Origin of the sequence: Proteus hauseri ATCC 700826 (assembly GCF_001654965.1) — a bacterium.
Classification (GTDB): Bacteria; Pseudomonadota; Gammaproteobacteria; order Enterobacterales; family Enterobacteriaceae; genus Proteus; species Proteus hauseri.
On the sequence record NZ_LXEV01000016.1, the window covers coordinates 70,533 to 91,916 of the forward strand.

Consider the following 21,384-nt stretch of genomic DNA (forward strand, 5'->3'; position numbering starts at 1 on the left):
TTTAACCTTATGATTTATCTATTATTTACCTGCATACTTAAATTCAGGCGAGAGCTGGCTTATCCCTAAACCGCCCGCTTTCTTCACTTTTATTTGTACTGGAATACGTTCTTTCATTGCTTCAACATGGCTAATCACGCCAATAATCTTACCTGACGCATTAAGACTATCGAGTGCATCTAATGCGATATCCAGAGTATCTGGATCCAATGTGCCAAAACCTTCATCTAAGAAGAGTGATTCAATTTGTGTTTTATTGCTGACTAAATCAGAAAGCGCTAATGCAAGAGATAAACTCACCAAAAAGCTTTCACCGCCAGAAAGGGTACGAGTATCGCGTAATGCATCTGCCTGCCAAGTATCGGCAATTTGTAATTCGAGGCTCGCTGGAGTTTTACGTTGTAAAAAATAGCGTCCATGAAGCTTTTCTAAGCGGCGATTAGCCAAATAAATGAGGTGATCTAAGGTTAAACCTTGTGCAAAACGACTGAATTTATCTCCATTTGCAGAACCGACTAAATCGTTAAGGTAGCTCCAATCATCAAAATGAGACTGTTGTTGTGCTATTTTTGTTAGCAAGCTTTGTTGTTCTTGGCGTTTTTCTTCATCATGACGAAGTTGTTCTTGAATACGAAATTTTGTCTCTTGTAACACCTTTCCTTGGGTGTCTAGTGATACTAAATGTGCGGTTATCTGCTCAAGACTTAACTGAGTTGATAATAATGGCTGTTGCAATAAATGATGTTGATATGCTTTTTCTTGTGTTTCTAAACGTGTTTTTTCTTGTAATAGCTTATCTAAACGCTGTTTTTGCTGTTGCTGTAATTGCATTCTTTCTTCGGGTGATAACAGCGCACTAAGAAACTCGCTTTCATTTGCAAACAGGCTATCAGCCAAAGCTTGTTGATATTGTTCTGTTGCTTGTTGCAGCTGTTTTTTAACACGTTGAAGCGATTTATTATTTTCTTGATATTGCCCATTCAGTTGGCTGAGGCGAATTTCTAGCTGATTTTTTTCATTACTATATTGTTCAATCTCTTGTTGTAATAAATAACTCTGCTTATCTAGCTCATTTCTAACATCTTCGGTGACTTGAGTACCAAATAAAGTTTGGCGTTGGGTTTGAATTTTCTTTTGCTGATTAATCTGTTGCTGTAAATCAGCTAAAAGAGTGTCACGCTCTTTTTGAGCTTCAACCCGATAACGTTGTTTTTCTTTCAGTGAGAGTTGCAACTCGCGTAGTGTTTGCTGTAATTCTTGCTGCGTTTTTAACGTAGATTGATATTGCTGATTTTCTGCTTTACGTTCAGCTAACCACTGTGTTTTTTCTGCAAACTGACACAAATCATAGCCTTGTTGTTTAACTCGGTTATGAATATCTTTGGCTAATTGTTCTTGTTGTTGCAGTAATTGAGTCGTTTGCTGATGTTGATAAGCCATGTTTTTTTGCAGATGTTCTAAGTCACTTTGTTGACGAATAACGGATTGCTGTTGCTGATTGAACAGTTCTTTTGCATTTGATAATAAAGTCATTTCTTGGGTTGTTTGTATTTCTAATGCTTTATAGTTTTTTTGTTTTTCTTCGAGTTCTTTTTCTTCTTGATCTAGTTTTTGGTCTAATTCAAGCAAGGTGTTTTCAGCATAATCAGCAACAGATAATGAATATATTTTTACTAATTTATGCCATTGTTTTTCTAATACTTCAGTTTCTTGAGTGAGTTGGTTTATCTCTTCTGTTAGTTTTTTATTTTGTGTTTGATAGCCGGTCGATTGCGTTTTTTGCTCAACAAGCTCTACGGTCAAATTATGTATAAATTGCTTTAATTGCTCTAGCCGTTGTTGCGTTTCATCGGGCTTAATTTCTGTATATTGCTCAATATAAGGATGTTGTAGTGAACCGCAAAGCGGGCATGGTTTATCTTTGATTAAATGTTTTCTATCTTTTTCATATTCAGCGATTTTTTGTTCAAGACGATATTTATCACTTAAATCATTAAAGTGCTGTTCTTTTTCTTTTAAAACCGTTTCATTAGTGCGGATTGTTTCTGCTAGCGTAGTTATTTTCTGCTGATTGTCTGCAAATGTTTGATGATATTGCTGCGCTATTTTTGTATTACGTTGTAGTTGGGTTTGTAGCCCGGTCAATTTGGCCAGCGCATTTCGTTGCTGATTTATTTGTTGTATGCGGGGTGGAATATCCGAAATTGCATCCGTTTTAAATTGTTCTTCAAGCTGAGTTTGATGTGTTTGCCATTGTTGCTGTTGTAAATGAAGGCGTATTTGTTGCTCATCTAATTCGTTAATGGCTTTTTTTAGTGATATAGCCAGTACTTGTTCTTTTTCTTGCTCTTTTTTTTCATTTAACAGGCTTGTTTGATATTGCGCTGTAACTTCATCATATTGCTCAAAATAACGTTGCCATAAAGGTAGGCTTTCTGTTAATTGAGCATGGGATGCATGTTTAATTAAATAGTCATTTAATTGGTCTAGATTTGCTTGTGATGATGTCCACTGTCGTTGTATTTGAGTAATCTGTTCTTGCGAATCTGAACATATTTTTTCGACGCTATTTTTTTGATGCGTTTTGGCAGTAATTTCTTGATGTAATAGAGCTAACTGACTATCTAGCGGCGTGATTTTCTCTCGAATTAATTGCAGTGTTTGTTGTTTTTGCTCTTGGTGCTTTTTCTGTTTATCGCGAGATATAGCCAGTTTTTCATTAATAGGCTGACTTTGTTGTTCAAGTAGCTGTTTTTCACTATTGATCGTTAATAGTTGTTTTTCAATATAGCTTTGCTCTTGTAAAAGTCGGTTTTTCTCATCAAAAAGTGGTCGAATTTTTTCGGCAGGTTCGCTATTTTCAAGGCGTTGAATATCGGGCTGTGCTGCGACTAGAGCTTCTTGTGCTGCATTTACACCAATGAGCGCTGCATTTTGTTGTTGTTTTAAATCGGCTTCTTTTTCTTGCCATTGTTTAGTGGTTTGATATTCCAATTGCTCTTTTTGTAATTGAGTCTCTTGAGTATGGATCTCTGTTTGTTGAGTTAATAGCGCTTGACGAGCAGTTTCATCTAATAACGCCATCATTTGAGCTTGTTGTTTTAAGGCGTTTAATATTTTTTCTTCTTCTCGCCAATTATCAAAAATAGTGCGTGAAATATGACGATAAATATCGGTTCCGGTGAGTTCTTCTAATAATTCAGCTCGAGATTTATCATCTGCATTGAGAAAAGCAGCAAATTGCCCTTGTGAAAGTAACATCGATTTAGTAAAACGTTCAAAATCAAGCCCTGTGATACTAATGATCATCTCTTTTACTTGGCTAATTTTTGTTGCCAATATTTTATCGTCACCACCTGTTGTATTGATTTTTACCAACTCTGCTTGGGGGGCTTGAAGGTTGCCATCTTCTTTATAATTCGCGCGGCGTTGTTCCCAAAATGCACGATATGGCACACCTTTTACTTCAAACTCAACTTCTGCTAAACATTGCGCGGTATGGCGTGTCATTAATTCATTTTGTGATTGTGTGACTTTATCTAAACGAGGTGTTCGGTGATAAAGCGCTAAACTAATCGCATCTAACAGCGTTGTTTTACCAGCACCAGTAGGGCCAGTTATTGCAAATAATCCATTACTGACAAAAGGTTCTTGGCAAAAATCAATTTTCCACTCGCCTTTTAGGGAGTTAATATTTTTAAAACGCAGACTTAAGATTTTCATTATGCTTCTTTATTATCCTCTTGTTCTGCCATCTCAACAGCTTGCTTAAATAGCGTTTTTAGTTGTTGTTTTTTTTGTGGGTCATCAATTTCATATTGCGCTAAACGTCGGTCAAAAACGTCATACACCGAGAGCTCTGATAGTGTCTCTTTTTCATCTTGAGTCAGTGCATTTCGTTGTTGCTTCGCTCTTCTTAATCGAATTACATCAAAAAGTGGATTATCAGTCAGCGCTTGAATTCGGCTTTGTATATCACTGAGGTAATCTTGTGTTGCCACTTCAATATCAAGCCAAATAGTGATGTCTTGCCCTTGATGCTGGTCACTGAGTTTTTCTAACTGCGTTTCAATCTCTTTTAGTGAGCCCTTTATGGTACGTAAAAGTTGAAATTCAGGAATAGGTAATAGCGTAAGTTGAGATAGTTGGTCTTGCTCAAAATCGATAAGACAGATGCTTTTTTGTTGCCCACTTTCATCAAAACTCAGTGGAATAGGAGCACCACTATAACGAATATGTTCTGATTTGTTCACTATTTGTGGGCGATGGATATGTCCGAGTGCAATGTAATCAAATTTAGGGAATAACGTGGCTGAAAATGCATCTAAAGTGCCAATGTAAATCTCACGGGTCGAATCACTAACACTGGCACCAACCGTTGTAAGATGACCTGTTGCGATAATTGGAATAGCTACATCTAATTGATTACGCAAGGCTAGTGCATCTTGATATTGGTTGTGGTAATAAGCCGCTATAGCATCTTTTAATGCATTTTGTTTTTGTGCGCCTGATTGTCCACTTTGGCTGGTTATCATATCTCTAGGACGCAGGTAAGGAATGGCACAAAGCAGCGCTCCCGGCGTGTTATTTTTTTGATTAAGAATAACAGGGGGTTGAGGTTCATCGTAATGCACATTGGCAATTACGGTAGTATTTAAACAGGCTAACAATGATTTCGATTCATTTAATGTTGCAACAGAATCATGATTTCCAGCTAGAATAATAAGCTGACACTGGGTGTCTTTCATAGCAACAACAAAGCGGTTATAAAGTTCTCTGGCATAACTGGGGGGCGAGCCAGTATCAAAAATATCACCAGCAACAATAAGTGCATCAACATGGTAATCACGTATTTGTTTTAGTAACCAATCAAGAAATTGTTGATGTTCTTGCGCTCGGCTTTTGGTAAAAAAATATTGCCCTAAATGCCAGTCTGATGTGTGAATAATCCGCATTGCTATTCCTCTTTTTAATCTAGCAAGGAGTATAGCGCACCTCGCTTTTTTAGTGAAAATACGTTGTAGATGCTTTTTTTTGCGTGATTTTTCACCTTATTTTGTATTATTTACCTTAACAACACCCTCGTATTCCAGTAATGTCATGGTTAGTCATAAATCTGTCATAAAAGTGCCTCATAATCATTACGACCCTCTATATACATAACACAGGATAGAGTATGGCAAGGCGTATTCTTGTTGTTGAAGATGAAACCGCAATTCGAGAGATGATCTGTTTTGTGCTTGAGCAAAATGGATTTCAACCCATTGAAGCAGAAGATTATGATTCTGCATTGAGTTTTCTTATCGATCCTTACCCTGATCTGGTTTTATTAGATTGGATGATCCCGGGTGGATCAGGATTACAGATAATAAAGCAAATGAAGCGGGAAAGTACCACCCGTGATATCCCTATAATTATGTTAACGGCAAAAGGCGAAGAAGAAGACAAAGTCAAAGGACTCGAAACGGGTGCTGATGATTATGTTATTAAACCTTTTTCACCTAAAGAGTTAGTCGCACGAGTCAAAGCTATTTTACGACGCTTATCACCAATGTCAGCTGAAGATCTTATTGAATTTAATGGATTAAACCTTGACCCAGTGTCACACCGAGTTACAAGCCAAGATAAGCCGATAGATATGGGGCCAACTGAATTTAAACTCCTGCACTTTTTTATGACGCATCCTGAACGTGTGTACAGTAGAGAACAACTACTAAACTATGTTTGGGGAACGAATGTTTATGTGGAAGACCGAACCGTTGATGTTCATATCCGTCGATTACGTAAAGCGATAGAACAAGATGGGCATGACAGAATGATACAAACGGTACGTGGAACGGGATATCGCTTCTCTGCCCGTTTCTGAGTCAATAAGGGAGTAACTGTCAGGTGTTAGAACGATTATCGTGGAAAGCCCTCGTATGGGGGCTGTGTCTATTTTGTTTACCTGCCTTTATATTGTCACTTTTTATTGGTCATCTTCCTTGGTTGCTGGTGGCATCGCTACTTGGCGCACTTGTGTGGCATGCTTATAATTTGTTGAAATTATCTAAATGGCTATGGCTAGATAGGTCAGTATTACCTCCAGAAGGTAAAGGGGGTTGGGAACCTATTTTTTATGGTATTCGGCAAACACAACAGCGTAACCGTAAGCGTCGTCGCGAGTTAGGTGAGTTAATTAAGCGTTTTCGTAGTGGCGCAGAAAGCTTGCCTGATGCGGTTGTGATGATGACGAATGAAGGTAATATTTTCTGGTGTAATAGCTTAGCACAACATCTTTTAGGGTTTCGTTGGCCTGAAGATAATGGGCAAAATATTTTTAACTTACTGCGTTATCCTGATTTCTTGCACTATTTTACGGTCGCTGATTTTAGCCGTCCCTTAGCCCTCTCGCTTAATAATGGCTCTATTGTTGAATTTAGGATCATGCCATACAGTGAAGATCAACGCTTAATGGTTGCTCGAGACGTTACTGAAAAGAACAAGTTAGAAAATGCTCGTCGTGATTTTTTCGCTAATGTGAGTCATGAATTACGAACACCTTTAACCGTTATTCAAGGTTATCTTGAAGTAATGGAAGAGGGGGCGGTAGAAAATCCCAGAGAGCATAAAGCTATTTCGACGATGCAAGAGCAAGCTAAGCGTATGGATCTTTTGGTTCAGCAGCTTTTACAGCTTTCACGCATTGAGTCAGCCCCGCATATTGATTTAAATACCGTTGTTGATATTCCGGCGATTTTGTCTGTAGTACAGCAAGAAGCAAACTCATTAAGCCAAGGGCAGCATAATATTATCTTTAATATTGATAATCATTGGGCAGTTCGAGGAAATGAGGAACAATTACGCAGCGCGGTTTCTAACTTAGTTTATAACGCTATCAATCATACCCCCGAGGGCACAACAATTAATGTCGAGTGGAAGAAAATTCCACAGGGTATGTTATTTAGTGTGTCAGATAATGGACAAGGGATTAGTGCGGAGCATTTAACGCGCTTAACAGAACGTTTTTATCGTGTTGATAAAGCGCGTTCTCGTCATACAGGTGGAACAGGATTAGGTTTGGCAATAGTTAAAAAATCGCTCCAGCATCATCATTCACAACTTAATATTGAGAGTAAAGTAGGCCGAGGAAGTACCTTCTCATTTATTTTACCTCAAACATTGTTGTCTGCTAAAAATAGCATTGAACTCAAATAGCACTGAATACAAATTTGTATCTAAAAAGCCTTTATCACTTACTTTATATCGTAAGTTTTAAAGGCTTTTTTCTGCTCATAATAGCGGGTTTTAATATCAATAAATTTTAATATAGTAGCGTTAAATTTTAATATTTTTAATTAATAAGAACTTTAATTGAAAATTTTATTTTGCATAAATGATGAAAAAATACGCAAATCATATCGGGGATATTCGATGATATATGATAGTAATAACTATCTATGAAATAGAGTTTGGATGATTATTCTGGTTTTTTGATTGGCTATTGCCTTTTTTCATTATAAAAGTTTTACTTGTACCCTGTTATCGGCGATTTTTTCTATTTAAAGCGTAATTACTCTGCATCAAATGATTATTTATGGATATTATCCTGAATAGCAATGGTATTTGCTCAAATAGATATTGTTGATTTTATGTTGCATTAACTAATTGGCTGTTAATGTATTTTGACTAATCTTGTAACGATATATTAACAAAACTTATGGCACATCGATTAACTTCCAGAGATATTCTGGCATTAGGATTTATGACATTTGCACTGTTTGTTGGTGCTGGAAATATCATTTTTCCTCCTATGGTAGGTTTGCAGTCAGGTGAATTTGTTTGGACTGCTGCACTTGGTTTTCTGATAACAGGAGTAGGCCTTCCTGTATTAACCGTTGTTGCACTCGCAAAAGTGGGCGGCGGAATTGAAGCACTTAGCACGCCTATCGGTAAGCCAATGGGGCTTTTATTGGCGATAGTTGCTTACTTAGCAGTAGGCCCCCTTTTTGCAACACCTCGTACCGCAACAGTTTCCTTTAAAGTTGGTATTGCCCCTTTAGTCGGTGATACTGAAATAGCATTGCTGATTTATAGCGTTGTCTACTTTCTAATTGTTATCGGTATTTCGCTTTATCCGGGAAAATTGCTTGATAGTGTTGGGCATATTCTCGCACCGATTAAAATTTTAGCGCTCGCAGCATTAGGTTTAGCTGCCATATTTTGGCCCGCGGGTGCGCCAATTCCTGCCACACAAGCCTATCAAGAAATGGCATTTACCCAAGGTTTTATTAATGGCTATCTCACTATGGATACGCTGGGTGCTATGGTATTTGGTATTGTTATTGTTAATGCTGCGCGTTCTCGTGGCATAGATAATTCATCGCTACTGACGCGTTATACAATGTGGGCTGGTATTATTGCTGGTGTGCTATTAACAGGGATTTATTTGAGTTTATTTAAACTCGGCTCTGCAAGTGGCAGCATTATCCCAGGCGCGCAAGATGGTGCTGATATTCTTCATGCCTATGTCCAGTATACTTTTGGTAACTTCGGTAGCTTTTTCTTAGCGTTGCTGATTTTCTTAGCCTGTATGGTTACTGCGGTTGGTTTAACCTGTGCTTGTGCCGAATTTTTTAGCCGTTACTTACCCATTTCTTACCGTACATTGGTATTAGTGCTAGCGGTGTTCTCTGCGGTGGTCTCAAACTTAGGTTTAAGTAAGTTAATTGAGTTTTCAATTCCAGTGCTGATCATGATTTATCCACCTTGTATTGTGATTATCTTGATGAGTTTCACATTACGTTTATGGAATAACTCAAGCCGTATTATTGCACCCGCAATGGCTGTAAGTCTGTTTTTTGGTATCTTTGATGCAATGAAAGCATCCGATCACTTAAAGCATTTATTACCAGAATGGGCGGCAAAATTACCATTAAGTGAGCAAGGTTTAGCGTGGTTAATCCCAGTGCTCGTCACTATCGTTGTGTGTGGTATTTACGACCGAGTTGCAGGCCCTAATAGAAAAAAAGTTATTCATACTGAAGTGACTAAGTAAGCGATAATTTATTTAATTGAATAGCTAAAAGGGAAACGTGAGTTTCCCTTTTTTATTTGTCTTAATGATATTTGCTTGAAGTCTGATTTAAAACGAAGTAGCGGCCTGTTTTATATCTGAAATAGCTTGTTGATTTTCATCTAAATAATAATGAATACCCGCGATAATGCCATCTTCACCTTCATAAAAAATTTTAAAGCGAGTTCGTTGTCCATCGTGATAAGCAATAACTGCACTGCCGCCTTTTCCTAGACAAAATTGATGAATACTTCCCGTTGAAATACAAATGCTATTGTTACCCGAAACAGTAATTTTGCAGTTATCACCGGTATTGATTGCAATAGCATTTTCACCCAGCAGTTTAATTTGTGCTAAATCACCCGTATTAGTGACTTTGGCTCGAGATTGAGACGCGGTGATAAAATTGCGCATACCGCTATTAGCGATATGAACACCGTTACCTGAAGCGTAAATTTTGACATCATTTCCACTATTACAAAGACGAGAGCGGCCACCTAAACTACCAATTCGGCACTGATTTCCGGTATTACTTATTTTGCCAGCAAAGCCGGTATTCATTAGCTGATTACCATAGCCTGTATTAGCAATACTGTTTTCATCGCCAGAAAAAGCCACGATATTATTGCTGCCACATAGCGCTAAGCTAGTACTGATTTGCTGACTTTTTAACACCAATTGATGCCATTCAGTAGAAAATTGAATATTCTCCGAAGATGGAAGATTCGCATGATAAGGTAATCGTTGTAGTGTAATACCTTGTTGCTGTTCGTTGCCTAACAGGGACAAGATGTTTTCCATCACTTCTTGTTCCTGCTGGGCAAAGGAACTACTGCTAAAATGGCGTAGATAAATATATTGGATCAGGCTTTCTATCCATTCTGTACGACGTTGTTTTATCAATTCAGTGTGGATAGCACTGTAAGTCCCTCCATCAGGAAAATATTTTAGAAACCAGCGATATAGCGATGTAGAAACCCGTAATTGGCGCAAGTTTTGTTTAGTTAATGTAATATTTTCCTCTGAAGGTACAGACATATAAGCTCCTTAATTAGTGTCGATGATAGCCGTCAACCATGCTGCGGAATGTTTGAAATGGTGTTCTACCTGTTGTACATAAATAAAGATGACCACAGATAAAAAAGACACTACAAACCGCTAAGATTTGATGCGCTATTAATAACCACGCTTTAAACATGATGGCATCAGCTGGGATTAATTCAGGTTGCTGTAATAAAACTCCTGTAATCAATAACAGCGGCACTAAGCCGTACATCACACCTAAATAAGCCATTTGTTGTAATGGATTAAATTTTACACAAGTTGTTGCAGGGAAAGGGTGGTCTTCACCTTTGATGATGCCATAGAGGTAAAAACGAGTTTGCATTAAAGCACGTTGGATCCAGTTTTTTCCGTCAATACGGTAAAATTTACCATTTCCGCCCACAAGGTTAATCAATACAAAAGCTAACCAACAAACTAACAGTAGATAACCACAAATAGCATGTACATTAACGAGTAATGCCGTATCGTGAGCCGAAAGTAGGGCAAAGTGATTAATGCCACCGCTTACGAGCAATAAAATAAATAAGGATGCATTACTCCAGTGCCATAAACGAACTGCTTTTGAATAAAGATAAAGCCGCTCTTCTTTATGGGCTTCACCCTGTGGTGTTGCAAAGCGATAGCGTAAAAAACCATGGAGCGCGAGCACAAAAAGCATACCGATAAAGAGTACGCCTGCAACAATTAGCCAAAGCGGCAAATAGTCAGGGGTATAAATTAAGACATACTCTTTTAAGCTAGCTTGGAATTGCTCAGCATTTGGCATGATATTAACGACACTCATACTTTACCCCCCTCTTGTGCATGAGGCCCTACACGGCGATAGAGATGTGGTTTACCTGCACCATCTAACTGATAGATATAGTAATCATGTGTTTTGAGCCACTCTTGAATTTGAGGGCTATCTTCTTTACCAAATAACAGCGCATTTTGTGGACAAGCACTGACACAAATCGGTGGAAATCCCTTTTGTAAGCGCGATTCAAGGCAAAAATCACATTTATCTGCGATATGAGTGACAGGATTAAGATAACGAACCTGATATGGACATGCTGGTATGCAGTAGCTACAACCAATACATTTTTCTTTTTCTACGCGCACAATGCCATTTGTTTCATCACGCCAAGATGCACCAGTAGGACAAACAGTGATACAAGGTGCATCTTCACATTGTTGGCAAGAGTGGCGAAAAAAGTGATATTGGTCGTTATCTTCTTTTAGGCTCAATGGGATATGAGCGATATCCATACGCGCCATTCCCGTTGGGACTTTATTTAGTCGACGACATGCAGTGGCGCAAATATTACAGCCATTACATAGCGTTTCATCATGGATCATGGCATAGCGAATTGGTTTTTTTTCTGCTGCTGCGGCTAGCGCACTTCCTAGTGGCGCACTGAAAAAAATGACCGATCCCATGCCTGTTACAAATTTACGGCGAGAAACACGCATTATTTTTGCTCCTCTGTCTGATGATGTTGTGATACCCACAGGACTTTGGCGCTATAAGTAGGAACAACATTAAGGATTTTCATATTGTTCTACCTCTAGCCATTCAGTTAAGCCCCGTGCTTTGCCATAACTCATTAGCTTGTTACTAAAGAGATAGGGTGCATCGTTTGAGGCATAAATTTGCTGAATATCCTGAAAGTCAGGATGGGTTTTCATCAGTAGCAGTGCATCTTCAATCTCTGAAGCCGCATATTTAAAAGGCTCAGACATCAACATGCTCTGTTTCAATGGACGAGGGTAAGTTTCACACTCAAAGCGCACAACACCTGCAATTGCGGTGCAAATATCTGCGTGGCGATTAAGCAATTGCAGCTGTGCGTAGTTATCTGACATAAACTCAGTTGAGTAGAAATAATCTTGTTCATTGAGACTTAAATGGGCGATATCGATAAACTCATCTCCATTTAACGCTATTTTTAATTGCGCTATATCTTCAACAGATAGCGAATAGGGCGCTTCAAAAAGCGTTGAAATGGCTAAAAGTTCACCTTCCTTTGAACATTGACGTATAGCATTCGCTAAATGTTGTTCAGCAGATAATTCAGATACTTCTGTCGGTGTTTCTTCATTTATCTCAGTACAGGTATTGGGTGATAAACCAACACCTTGTTCTGATAATGGCAGTAGCCAACGACGACGAGAAATATCTGGTTGTTCTACTAAAACATCACCATCAGCGATATCTGGTGGTATAGAAGCCGATACACTTTGTTTACTCATCATGATCTCCTTCTTTTACCTATTAACTTGGTAATAAACCACGAGACGCTAAATCGTCAGCAACATCTTGTAGTCCAAGGCGAACTAATGTTGCTTTTGTTGGACAACCTAATTGTGGATCCCAGCCCATTTCTTCATAGAACATGGTGAGAGAGAGTTGCATATCCTCTCTGTCCATTTTGTCTGTGCCTTCATTAAAGACAGGAATATCAGGATCTTTATCAAATACCCAGGAACAGATTTGGTCATGCTCATTACGCATATCCATGGTATTCATCAGCTTAACGGTATAAGCACGGTGTAAGGTGAAAATACGTTCTGATGCTAAATCCAAATCTTTTGATGTGGTTGGTTCGCCAGTAATTGCAGTAAAGAATTTTGCTTCCATTTCTAAATCACCACGATAGTTACGGCTTTTATGTGGTGATACGGTCATTGGCCATACCCAGTTACATAGTGTGACTGCATCGTGTAAGCAACTACGTAATAGTGTCCATTTGGTATAAGCAATTTTCGCTTTATTAATTGGGGTGTAGTTTTTGGTTTCGTCAAAGGCATCACCAGAACCGAATAGTTCTGCGGCGATCTCTTTTTGTAATTTCAGTGGTAATCCACTACCAATGTAGTTGATATGGGTATGTGTCATCGCATCGCGATTAAACATGCAGTTAACGATAGAACCTACTTGCGCAGAGGCTTCGTTAGCGTGGTGAATTGGGAATCCCATTGGTGACCAAAGTTTGTTTTTCTTGTTGCTCCAGTACTCATCACCTAAATTCCAGCGCTGTGCGATAAGATATGAACCATCGGCTAAGTGGCTAAATTCCCCTTTGCGATGTGCTAAGCGATAGTAAAAATCTTTAATAAATTCAGGGTTACCTGCTTCGAGCTTATCCCAAGGTATATCGTTGTATTCTTCTTCAGAAAGGACGCGTTTAAATACACCGTGGGTATAGCAATAAGTGAAGTCACGATGAAGCTGGCCGTAGTTACACCATAAGCCCATATCATCAAAAATATTAAGCCCAACCAGATTACCCACAACGTTGCCATCCCCTTTTTTTTCTACATCTGCGGGGCCATTAGGGAAAATAGTCGTGTGAACAAAGTTTGCAACGCAGGTATTACCCCCAGTTTGCGGTACACCAAATTTTTTCGCTTGTGGAACATTAAGCTGCGCCATACAACGAATAGGACAAGAGTGGCAACCTCCCATTTTGACCGTGTATTCTTCAGCTTCAGGACCCAGGTCAAAGGTGGATTTCATGGTTCTAAAACCAACGGTATTGATATCACCAGGAGGAATTTCACCCGTTTCGATAGGTCCGCCTTCAGCCGCACCCCAGAAAAGCCCTTTGCGTGCAGTCCAGCGAGAACCTGGATGAGAATATTCAGCCCATGATTGTGGTGTGCTTGGTACAACGTGGTTGTTATTTGAGCCAATAAGTTGTGTCATCATATAATCGTTAAGCTCTTTTAACGCTTTACGATCTGCAACGTTAACGCCACGGCTTCCTTCAACGACTATCGCTTTTAATTGTTTAGAACCTAATATTGCGCCAACACCTGCGCCACCACTGTGGTTACGGCTGTTAATAATACCTGAAAGCGGAACTAAGTTTTCACCCGCAGGGCCTATTGCTGCAACACAAGCCTCTGGATTTGTTTGTGCACAAAGTTCTTCTGTGGTTTGACGAACACCTTTGCCCCATAAGAACGATGCATCTTCGATAGAAACTTCATCATCGTCGATATGGATCCAAACGGGTTTATCAGATTTACCTTCAATGATCAGCGCGTCGTAGCCCGCAAACTTCATCCATGCGGCAAAAAAACCACCCATATGGGCATCAACAACAAGGTTGCCACGCGTAAAGGTAGAAAGTGAGGTGATATTAACGCGAGAACTACAAGGCGCACCAGAGCCAGTTAAAGGACCTACTGCAAAGACAACTTTGTTCTCTTCGTCAAAAGGTTTAACACCGGGAGCGACTTCTTCGTACATGATTTTATAGCCAAATCCCATACCACCTATCAGTGATTTATATTTGCTTGAGCTTTCGCGGGATATGGCACCGGTAGTTAAGTTAATTCTTAGAATATTTCCAGTCCAGCCGTTAATCATAATATTGCTTCCTAATCTAAATGTGGTTCAGTGAAGTGATTGCATTTTGTTGTTATCAAACGGTAATTTCTTTCCATTCAATAATATGCAGTGCACCTGTTGGGCACGCTGATGCACATTCACCACATAAATTGCATTTGCCGGATTTTTTAGTTTGTGGATTAACGGTTGCCATCATCCACGGACAAGCGGTGGTACATGCAGCACAGCCAATGCAGCGGCGCGTATCAACGACAATACAACCGAACTCTTCTTGATAACGGATAGCTTTTACAGGGCAGACTTTCATACATTCAGGATCTTTACATTGGCGACAAGTATCCGTGGTAAAGTTTAAATCGCCATAAAGACCACCGCCTGAACCGATGCCTTTATCACCAAAATAGAAATGACGATGTATTTTTGTTCGAGAAAAAAATGAACCAACACTACCATCATTCCATGTTGTACAAGCAGTTTCACAACGGTGACAACCTGTACAACGGGCTCTATTAGTCACTAATACGCCTTTAGGCGTTGTAGTGAGTTGAATAATGCCGCTGTCTATTTCTTCTTGCTTACAGCCTAAAAGAGAAAGCAATGCGGGTGCTATTGTTATCCCTGCCAGCCCTTTACCGGATATTCGCAGAAACTCTAGTCTTGATAGTCCGAGATCTAATATCGGACGATGATGTTTATCAGACATTAATATTTATCTCCGCTTAACTAATTTTATTAAGAAATAAGTTGTGATGATAAATTCTTTTTTTATCCGCTTGCCTTACCGTTATATAAAAAACATAATAACGATGTAGATAGAAGATATATTATAGATTTCAACTTTTTTATAATTAAAAATACGCCGTGATGAAATGTTAAATATTTGTATTTACAATGTGTTATATCCACTTTTTACGTATTTTTTATTATCCTTTCTGATAGTGTGGTTATTAAAAAATTTATTCTGTGATTGTTATCATAGAAATAAAAATAATTAATGTTATTAAATTATTTTAATTAAATGATTATTGTTTTTATCTGTAATTACGAAAGAGAATAACTACTATTTATATATATTCTATTATTGAAATTAAATTAAAGGCAGTTTGCTCTTATTTTTTATTAAATATTATTATTTAAATACTAAATTGACATTTGATTAAAATAAAAAATATTACCTAATTCGAATATTGATAATTATTAATTAAATAATGTATTAATTAATTGTAAAACCGTGACTAGATCATTTTTATAAAAAAAGAAACCTTATCTAATCAAATAAGGTTTCTTGTGTCAGTGTTATTTAGTGATTAGTGATTAGTGATTAGTAACCGACTGCTTTACCCGCAGGGCGACGCACATCATTTGAGCCATACAGGTAACCCTCACGCACAGCACCAGAAACGGCAGAATCATTACCAGACGAGGCTGGAATAACACCTTCTTCACCAGGAATACCAACCATAATTAATTCAGCTGCACCCCATGGCGTTTGTTCTACCATTTTATATCCCATAGATGATAGCTGCTCTAATGTATCTTTTGATAGTCCACGTTGCTCGTAGTAAACCTCATCGGGTAGCCATTGATGATGGATCCGAGGGCTATTAACGGCCTCTTGTGGTGGCATACCAAATTCGATGATATTGAGTGCGGTTTGTAAGGTGATTGAAATAATACGTGACCCACCTGGTGATCCTAATACTAAGAAAGGTTTGCCTTCTTTAGTGACAATAGTTGGGCTCATTGATGATAGGGGACGCTTTAATGGTGCAATACTGTTACGCTCACCTTGTACTAATCCATAGAGATTTTTTTCACCCACTTTGGTGGTGAAATCATCCATTTCATTATTAAGGAAAAATCCTGTTCCCGGAGCAATAACGACAGCACCAAAACGTCCATTAATAGTGTAAGTGGTTGAAACGGCATTTCCGTCTTTATCTATAACAGAATAGTGAGTCGTTTCTGGACTTTCGTGAGGAGCGATCCCGGGTTGTACATTTTCTGAAGGCGTTGCTTTATTTGGCGTGATTTGTTGGCGGATTTCTGTGGCATAGGTTTTACTGAGTAGTTTCTCTGTTGGATTTTTAATAAATTGTGGATCGCCAAGAAAGGTATTTCTATCCATATAAGCGTGACGCATTGCTTCTGTTAATGTATGAACATATTGAGCAGAGTTAAAGCCCATCGATTTAAGATCGTATCCTTCTAGGATATTGAGAGTTTGACAAATTGTGATCCCCCCTGAACTTGGTGGCGGCGCTGAAATAAATTCATAGCCTCGATAGGTACAAGTGATAGGTTTGGTTTCAGTAATAGTAAAATTAGCAAAATCTTCTTTAGTGAGCATCCCATTGTGTTGCTTTGAGGCTTGTTCTACTTTTTGAGGGATCTCTCCTTGATAAAACTGATCCGATCCTTGATTGGCGATTAATTCTAATGTGTTAGCTAAATCAGTTTGAATAAGGCGATCACCTGGTTGCCAAGGTGAGCCATCAGGTCTTAAGAATATTTTTGCGGATCCAGGATCTTGTCTAAATCGTTCTGTAGTGGTTTCCAACACGTCAGTATCAGCACGGGTTAAAATATAACCTTCTCTAGCGAGCTTAATTGCAGGAGCCATCACTTCTTGGCGTGATAGGGTGCCATATTTTTCCAATGCGGCATCAAGACCTTTCACTGTACCAGGCACACCAGAGGCAAGATAACCATATAAACTGGCATTTTTAATCAAATTACCTTCTTTATCTAGATACATATTTTTTGAAGCCGCAGCAGGGGCGGTTTCTCTAAAATTTATAAAGGTATTTGTGCCATCAGCAAGGTGTATAGTCATAAAGCCACCACCACCAATATTGCCACAACAAGCATTGACCACCGCTTGTGCATAACCCACGGCAACGGCAGCATCTATCGCATTCCCCCCTTTTTGTAAAATATCGTTCCCTACTTGAGAGGCTAAATGTTGAGAAGAGACAACCATGCCATGCTGTGCTTCAACGGCAGGCTCATAAGCGGCATAGAGTGAGTGAGAAAAAAGGGTGGTGAGTAACAGCAGGTGTGTTCTTTTTATTGTAATCATCATTATCTCCATAAATAACAGTGAGTTATGCTTGTTTTTTTTAAAATAAAAAAGAAGTAACACACTGCAATTAATTAAAATTAACAATTAGATAACAATAAGTATAGGAAGAGATGATAAATGAAGTGAATTTTTTTTAATGTGATAATTAAAAATAAGCAATAAGAGGGGAGATAAGGATTGGTTGGCATATTGAATAAAAAAAAGGGGCTTAAAGCCCCATTTTTTATTTGTTTAATTATTCTGCGACTTCTAATGCATCAATAGAAGCTGTATAAGTATCAGCAGCTATTGTTTGCTCTTTGTTTACAACTAATTTATAAGCATTTTGACCTTTTTCTAATGCCATCCAAGCAACATTATCAACTTGTACTGCTTTGTAGTTTGAACCAACTGCGGGGGTAAGAGCTAATTGCAGTTTGTTATCTTTATTTTTGCCAACAAGAGTAGCAAAGTTACCTAGCATTGGGTCGATATCCTCAGCGGTATTTGCTGTAAAACGAAGTGCAACATAATTGTTTGCATCTGCACCAGTAACAGAACCATTAGCAACAGTTGTTTTATCTGCGACTTTACCTGCAACAAGATCTTTCACTGGTGTTAATGTGTGGGTGATGGTACTTGTTGAGCTAAAAATGATATCAGCAGTTGCAGTTTTGATATCAGAAACAGCGGTTTGAGCTGCGCTAGCTGAGCCACAAATAACTGCTAAAGTTGATGCTAATACGATATTTTTTAATGTTAATGTTTTCAATTTATATTCTCCAATATTTAATGATAGGTGGTATAAATAACCAACCTTATTATTTACTATTTACATAGTTAATTATTATTTTAAAAACAATATATAGCTTGTTATTTAAATAAATAATAAGATTAATTATTGACTTAAAGATAATGTTGATTTTTTTAATTAATATTATTTTATAATATATGCTCCATTTAATGAAATATTATATTTATCTGGTTTTATATATTGTTCTCCATTTAAAATTAATTGGAAGTAAGCCTCTTTCTCTTTAGTAATTAAAATAAAATTATTGTCCTCGTCTGTTCTCCAATTATTACCTGCTATTTTTATATTGATTGTATTATTGATGTTTGTTTTTCCTGTAATAATGATGTTGTTTTCTGTTATAGACAATTTTCTTTGATTAGTACTAATCAAAAATCCTTTATGTTCATCTAGGTGAGATATCATGCCATAACCAATAACAGTTCCATCTGAGTAATATCCTGATAAATTTTTATTATTTATACTAATATCAAAAATTAATTGCTGTGCGTAACTATAAGAGAAAGGTAAATATAATCCTAGTGAAATAAATATAGTTTTCTTTAAATTTGATATTATATGTTTTTTAAATAAAGACATTTTTAATCTCATTATTATGACTGACATGTTAATGTTAAATGATAAATACCATTGTTATTTTCTTTATCTTTTAAATTATAATATAAATTACATTGTTCTTTACCAGAGTATAAAACTAATGTTCCTTTTTCAGGTAATCCTGATAAATATACTTGAGAGTTATCGTTTACAATACCCATAATATTGGTGTTATTTTCAAGCTTAACAATTGAACCAAAACTAATCTTTTTATTATTGTGTGTGTTTATATTTATTAAGACTCGTTCACCTACTCTTGTAGTAAATTGAGTATTAATAATTGCCCCTTTTGTCGGAATAACTTTCATATCTGTTTGTGGTAATTCTACATTATCAGGCAATGTTGTAGGATCAATGGAGACAACATTCACTTGATAAGGTGTTAAATTAGATAAAACAGCATTTCCTTTAAAGTCGGTATGTAAACCAGGATAACTATTAACCTGACTACCTGTAACATGTGGAGCCTCTATTAATGCTGCCGTATTACCAATTGTTTGGCTAAAAGTTACATTATTTTCAGAAGCAATAAAGCCACCAGAAATTGCTGCGCCTTTTTGTGTTACATTTTTATTATAGCTATAGTTACTAGTTACTTTTCCATAAGTACCTGTCCAACCTAATCCCAGTGAACTGGTATTTGAATCACTATCAGAATAGAGATTTTGGCTAATATTCCAATTTAATTGGTGATCATATGCTGAGCCTGCTAAATCAATAAGATTACTATCTGAGCCATTTTTATTTGATATTGTTTGATATCTTAAAGTTGTATCTGTATTCGTTAATCTTTCTAGCGGGATACTTAGTTGTAAATTAAAAATATTATCTGACTCTTTTTTATTATTACGTATTGTATTCGTTTTCGCTAAACTCAGTGAAAGAGAAGCATATTTCCATCCATACCAATAGCTAGCAGAATAACTGGTTTCATTACTATTATTATAAAATTTTCGTTTGCTACCTGATAAAGTAAAATTACCTAAACTCTTAAAACTTTGTATTAAAGAAAGCGTTGTATAATTTTTTGTTTGAAGCGTCGTATAATCATCATCCTGATAGGTATCAAGTACATTATTAATATCGTTAAATCCTGGTGATGCATATTGGTAACTTGATAAAGCTATCATGGTATTCGTTGCTAATAGCGCCTTACTATATTGTAATCGCCAAGCGGCACCAGACTGCGTGTCTTGATTTTTTTTCTGCGAATGACTTGCTATAGCATCAATAGAGATAGCACCGATATTTCCAAGATCACTCCCAACACCTAAAGCAATAGATTGATAATTTTTAGCACCTTGAAAACCACCTAATATGGTCATATTCCAAGGCAATCCGTAAATTGCACTTCCTTGTACTATCGCAGCTTTATCAATACGGCTATTTGTTGGACGATATTCTCCTAGCATCGTATGGTAATTTAGATATCCTTCTCTGACAGCAATAGCTGGCTTATTAAATGGTACTGTAAAATATTGTTCACTCCCATCGGACTCATAAACAGTGACTTCTAAAATTCCGTTAGAACTTGTTGGTAAAAAATCACTTAATTCAAAGGGACCAGCAGCAACAGAGGTTTTATAAACAGTAAAATTATTTTGTTTTACTTCAACAATAGCTTGTGTACGGGCTATTCCTCGTATTGTTGGTGAGAACTGGCTTTGTATACTAGCGATCATACTGTCATCTTTTGCCAACATGACACCACGAAAAGGAACACTATTAAATATTTCGCTTGGTGTACTACTATCACCTAATGTAACCCGGCTATTTATGCTATTAATTGCTCTTTCAGCATAGTTATATACATTTTCCCATTTACCATTATTATTCTTGTTTTTATTCCAGTTTGTTTGATTATAAAAACGCCAAGCACCTAAATTAATTCTTGGAGAAAGCTGAAAATAAGAAAAGTTATTACTATAATTATCTCCTGATATATTATTTACCATTGCGTTATAATTTAAAATAAACGCATTAATGCCATTGTTCCATAAATTTCTTGCTGCAATATATCCTTTTTCTTTGTTATCTAGATATATTTGCGGTATGGAAATATTTAATTTTTGCTCACTAAAAATAACATTAGTTATAATATAAGGTATTTTAGATAAATCTGCACAATTTGTTTTTGATATACCTAGTTTTTTTATATTAACACCGTAATTTTCTAGCTGTTGTGATGATAAACAAGGTGTTAATTTATTATTTATTTCCCTTAGTTCAACTTCTTTTATATCAACAATTTGATTATTTAGATAGATATCAAATAAATAATTCCCTGGTTGTTTTTTATCATTTTCAATATTAGCTAAATCAATGTCATTGATAGAACTGTTGAAAAAATTTTTATCAAAAGTATAGCTGTCCGCATAAGAGGTAACTGCATAGCTTAATGATATTATTATTAATGTTGATTTGTTTATTCGCACAGAAAACCTCTATTA

At 37.1% G+C, this 21,384-nt stretch carries 15 protein-coding genes; 3 read left to right on the plus strand and 12 right to left on the minus strand.

The features are described 5' to 3' along the window. Positions 1 to 21: 21 nt before the first annotated feature. Together M997_RS04905 and sbcD are read right to left on the minus strand one after the other, a co-directional pair. Positions 22 to 3,723: an AAA family ATPase gene (locus tag M997_RS04905; RefSeq protein ID WP_064718992.1), complete on the minus strand. Its 3,702-nt coding sequence runs from the start codon at positions 3,721 to 3,723 to the stop codon at positions 22 to 24. Next, entirely contained in the window at positions 3,723 to 4,955 is a 1,233-nt protein-coding gene (sbcD, locus tag M997_RS04910; RefSeq protein WP_064718993.1) for an exonuclease subunit SbcD, read from the minus strand. Before sbcD ends, M997_RS04905 begins: the two co-directional genes overlap by 1 nt. A 221-nt stretch (positions 4,956 to 5,176) precedes the next feature. Here sbcD and phoB point away from each other — a divergent pair, with 221 nt between their 5' ends. The 3 genes from phoB (at position 5,177) to brnQ (ending at position 9,037) form a co-directional block, all read left to right on the plus strand. Continuing rightward, positions 5,177 to 5,866 (plus strand): phosphate regulon transcriptional regulator PhoB, encoded by a 690-nt coding sequence (gene phoB, locus M997_RS04915; protein ID WP_064718994.1) that lies wholly within the window; start codon positions 5,177 to 5,179, stop codon positions 5,864 to 5,866. A gap of 23 nt (positions 5,867 to 5,889) precedes the next feature. Then, positions 5,890 to 7,197, plus strand: a complete 1,308-nt coding sequence (phoR, locus tag M997_RS04920) for a phosphate regulon sensor histidine kinase PhoR (protein WP_064718995.1) — start codon at positions 5,890 to 5,892, stop codon at positions 7,195 to 7,197. Between the two features lie 502 nt (positions 7,198 to 7,699). Next, a complete protein-coding gene (gene brnQ, locus M997_RS04925; RefSeq protein WP_064718996.1) occupies positions 7,700 to 9,037 on the plus strand; it encodes a branched-chain amino acid transport system II carrier protein in 1,338 nt (445 codons plus the stop codon). A gap of 87 nt (positions 9,038 to 9,124) precedes the next feature. Here brnQ and ydhT read toward each other — a convergent pair whose 3' ends face one another. From ydhT to M997_RS04975, 10 genes are all read right to left on the minus strand, one after another. Further along, positions 9,125 to 10,093, minus strand: a complete 969-nt coding sequence (gene ydhT, locus M997_RS04930; protein WP_064718998.1) for a protein YdhT — start codon at positions 10,091 to 10,093, stop codon at positions 9,125 to 9,127. A gap of 13 nt (positions 10,094 to 10,106) precedes the next feature. Next, on the minus strand, positions 10,107 to 10,904 hold the full coding sequence (gene phsC / locus M997_RS04935; RefSeq protein WP_064719000.1) for a thiosulfate reductase cytochrome B subunit: 798 nt from the start codon (positions 10,902 to 10,904) through the stop codon (positions 10,107 to 10,109). Next, complete coding sequence (locus M997_RS04940; protein WP_064719002.1) at positions 10,901 to 11,572, minus strand: 4Fe-4S dicluster domain-containing protein; 672 nt, start codon at positions 11,570 to 11,572, stop codon at positions 10,901 to 10,903. The genes phsC and M997_RS04940 overlap by 4 nt, the downstream gene beginning before the upstream one ends. A gap of 69 nt (positions 11,573 to 11,641) precedes the next feature. Beyond that, positions 11,642 to 12,352, minus strand: coding sequence for a YdhW family putative oxidoreductase system protein (locus tag M997_RS04945; protein ID WP_239994677.1), 711 nt, complete (start codon positions 12,350 to 12,352; stop codon positions 11,642 to 11,644). Between the two features lie 22 nt (positions 12,353 to 12,374). Then, positions 12,375 to 14,477, minus strand: coding sequence for an aldehyde ferredoxin oxidoreductase (locus M997_RS04950; protein WP_064719005.1), 2,103 nt, complete (start codon positions 14,475 to 14,477; stop codon positions 12,375 to 12,377). A 55-nt stretch (positions 14,478 to 14,532) separates the two neighbouring features. Beyond that, positions 14,533 to 15,162: a ferredoxin-like protein gene (locus M997_RS04955; protein ID WP_064719006.1), complete on the minus strand. Its 630-nt coding sequence runs from the start codon at positions 15,160 to 15,162 to the stop codon at positions 14,533 to 14,535. 618 nt (positions 15,163 to 15,780) lie between these two features. Beyond that, on the minus strand, positions 15,781 to 17,541 hold the full coding sequence (gene ggt, locus M997_RS04960; RefSeq protein WP_192876368.1) for a gamma-glutamyltransferase: 1,761 nt from the start codon (positions 17,539 to 17,541) through the stop codon (positions 15,781 to 15,783). 238 nt (positions 17,542 to 17,779) lie between these two features. Next, positions 17,780 to 18,295: a hypothetical protein gene (locus tag M997_RS04965; RefSeq protein WP_064719008.1), complete on the minus strand. Its 516-nt coding sequence runs from the start codon at positions 18,293 to 18,295 to the stop codon at positions 17,780 to 17,782. Positions 18,296 to 18,460: 165 nt separating this feature from the next. Continuing rightward, positions 18,461 to 18,916 (minus strand): AfaD family invasin, encoded by a 456-nt coding sequence (gene afaD / locus M997_RS04970; protein ID WP_064719009.1) that lies wholly within the window; start codon positions 18,914 to 18,916, stop codon positions 18,461 to 18,463. Positions 18,917 to 18,930: 14 nt separating this feature from the next. Then, entirely contained in the window at positions 18,931 to 21,369 is a 2,439-nt protein-coding gene (locus M997_RS04975) for a fimbria/pilus outer membrane usher protein (protein WP_064719010.1), read from the minus strand. Positions 21,370 to 21,384: the final 15 nt, after the last annotated feature.

Coding starts and splice junctions, on each gene's coding strand:
- M997_RS04905 (WP_064718992.1), bottom strand. CDS start 3,723: ATGAAAATCTTAAGTCTGCGTTTTAAAAATATTAACTCCCTAAAAGGC.
- sbcD (WP_064718993.1), bottom strand. CDS start 4,955: ATGCGGATTATTCACACATCAGACTGGCATTTAGGGCAATATTTTTTT.
- phoB (WP_064718994.1), top strand. CDS start 5,177: ATGGCAAGGCGTATTCTTGTTGTTGAAGATGAAACCGCAATTCGAGAG.
- brnQ (WP_064718996.1), top strand. CDS start 7,700: ATGGCACATCGATTAACTTCCAGAGATATTCTGGCATTAGGATTTATG.
- ydhT (WP_064718998.1), bottom strand. CDS start 10,093: ATGTCTGTACCTTCAGAGGAAAATATTACATTAACTAAACAAAACTTG.
- phsC (WP_064719000.1), bottom strand. CDS start 10,904: ATGAGTGTCGTTAATATCATGCCAAATGCTGAGCAATTCCAAGCTAGC.
- M997_RS04940 (WP_064719002.1), bottom strand. CDS start 11,572: ATGCGTGTTTCTCGCCGTAAATTTGTAACAGGCATGGGATCGGTCATT.
- M997_RS04945 (WP_239994677.1), bottom strand. CDS start 12,352: ATGAGTAAACAAAGTGTATCGGCTTCTATACCACCAGATATCGCTGAT.
- M997_RS04950 (WP_064719005.1), bottom strand. CDS start 14,477: ATGATTAACGGCTGGACTGGAAATATTCTAAGAATTAACTTAACTACC.
- M997_RS04955 (WP_064719006.1), bottom strand. CDS start 15,162: ATGTCTGATAAACATCATCGTCCGATATTAGATCTCGGACTATCAAGA.
- ggt (WP_192876368.1), bottom strand. CDS start 17,541: ATGATTACAATAAAAAGAACACACCTGCTGTTACTCACCACCCTTTTT.
- afaD (WP_064719009.1), bottom strand. CDS start 18,916: ATGTCTTTATTTAAAAAACATATAATATCAAATTTAAAGAAAACTATA.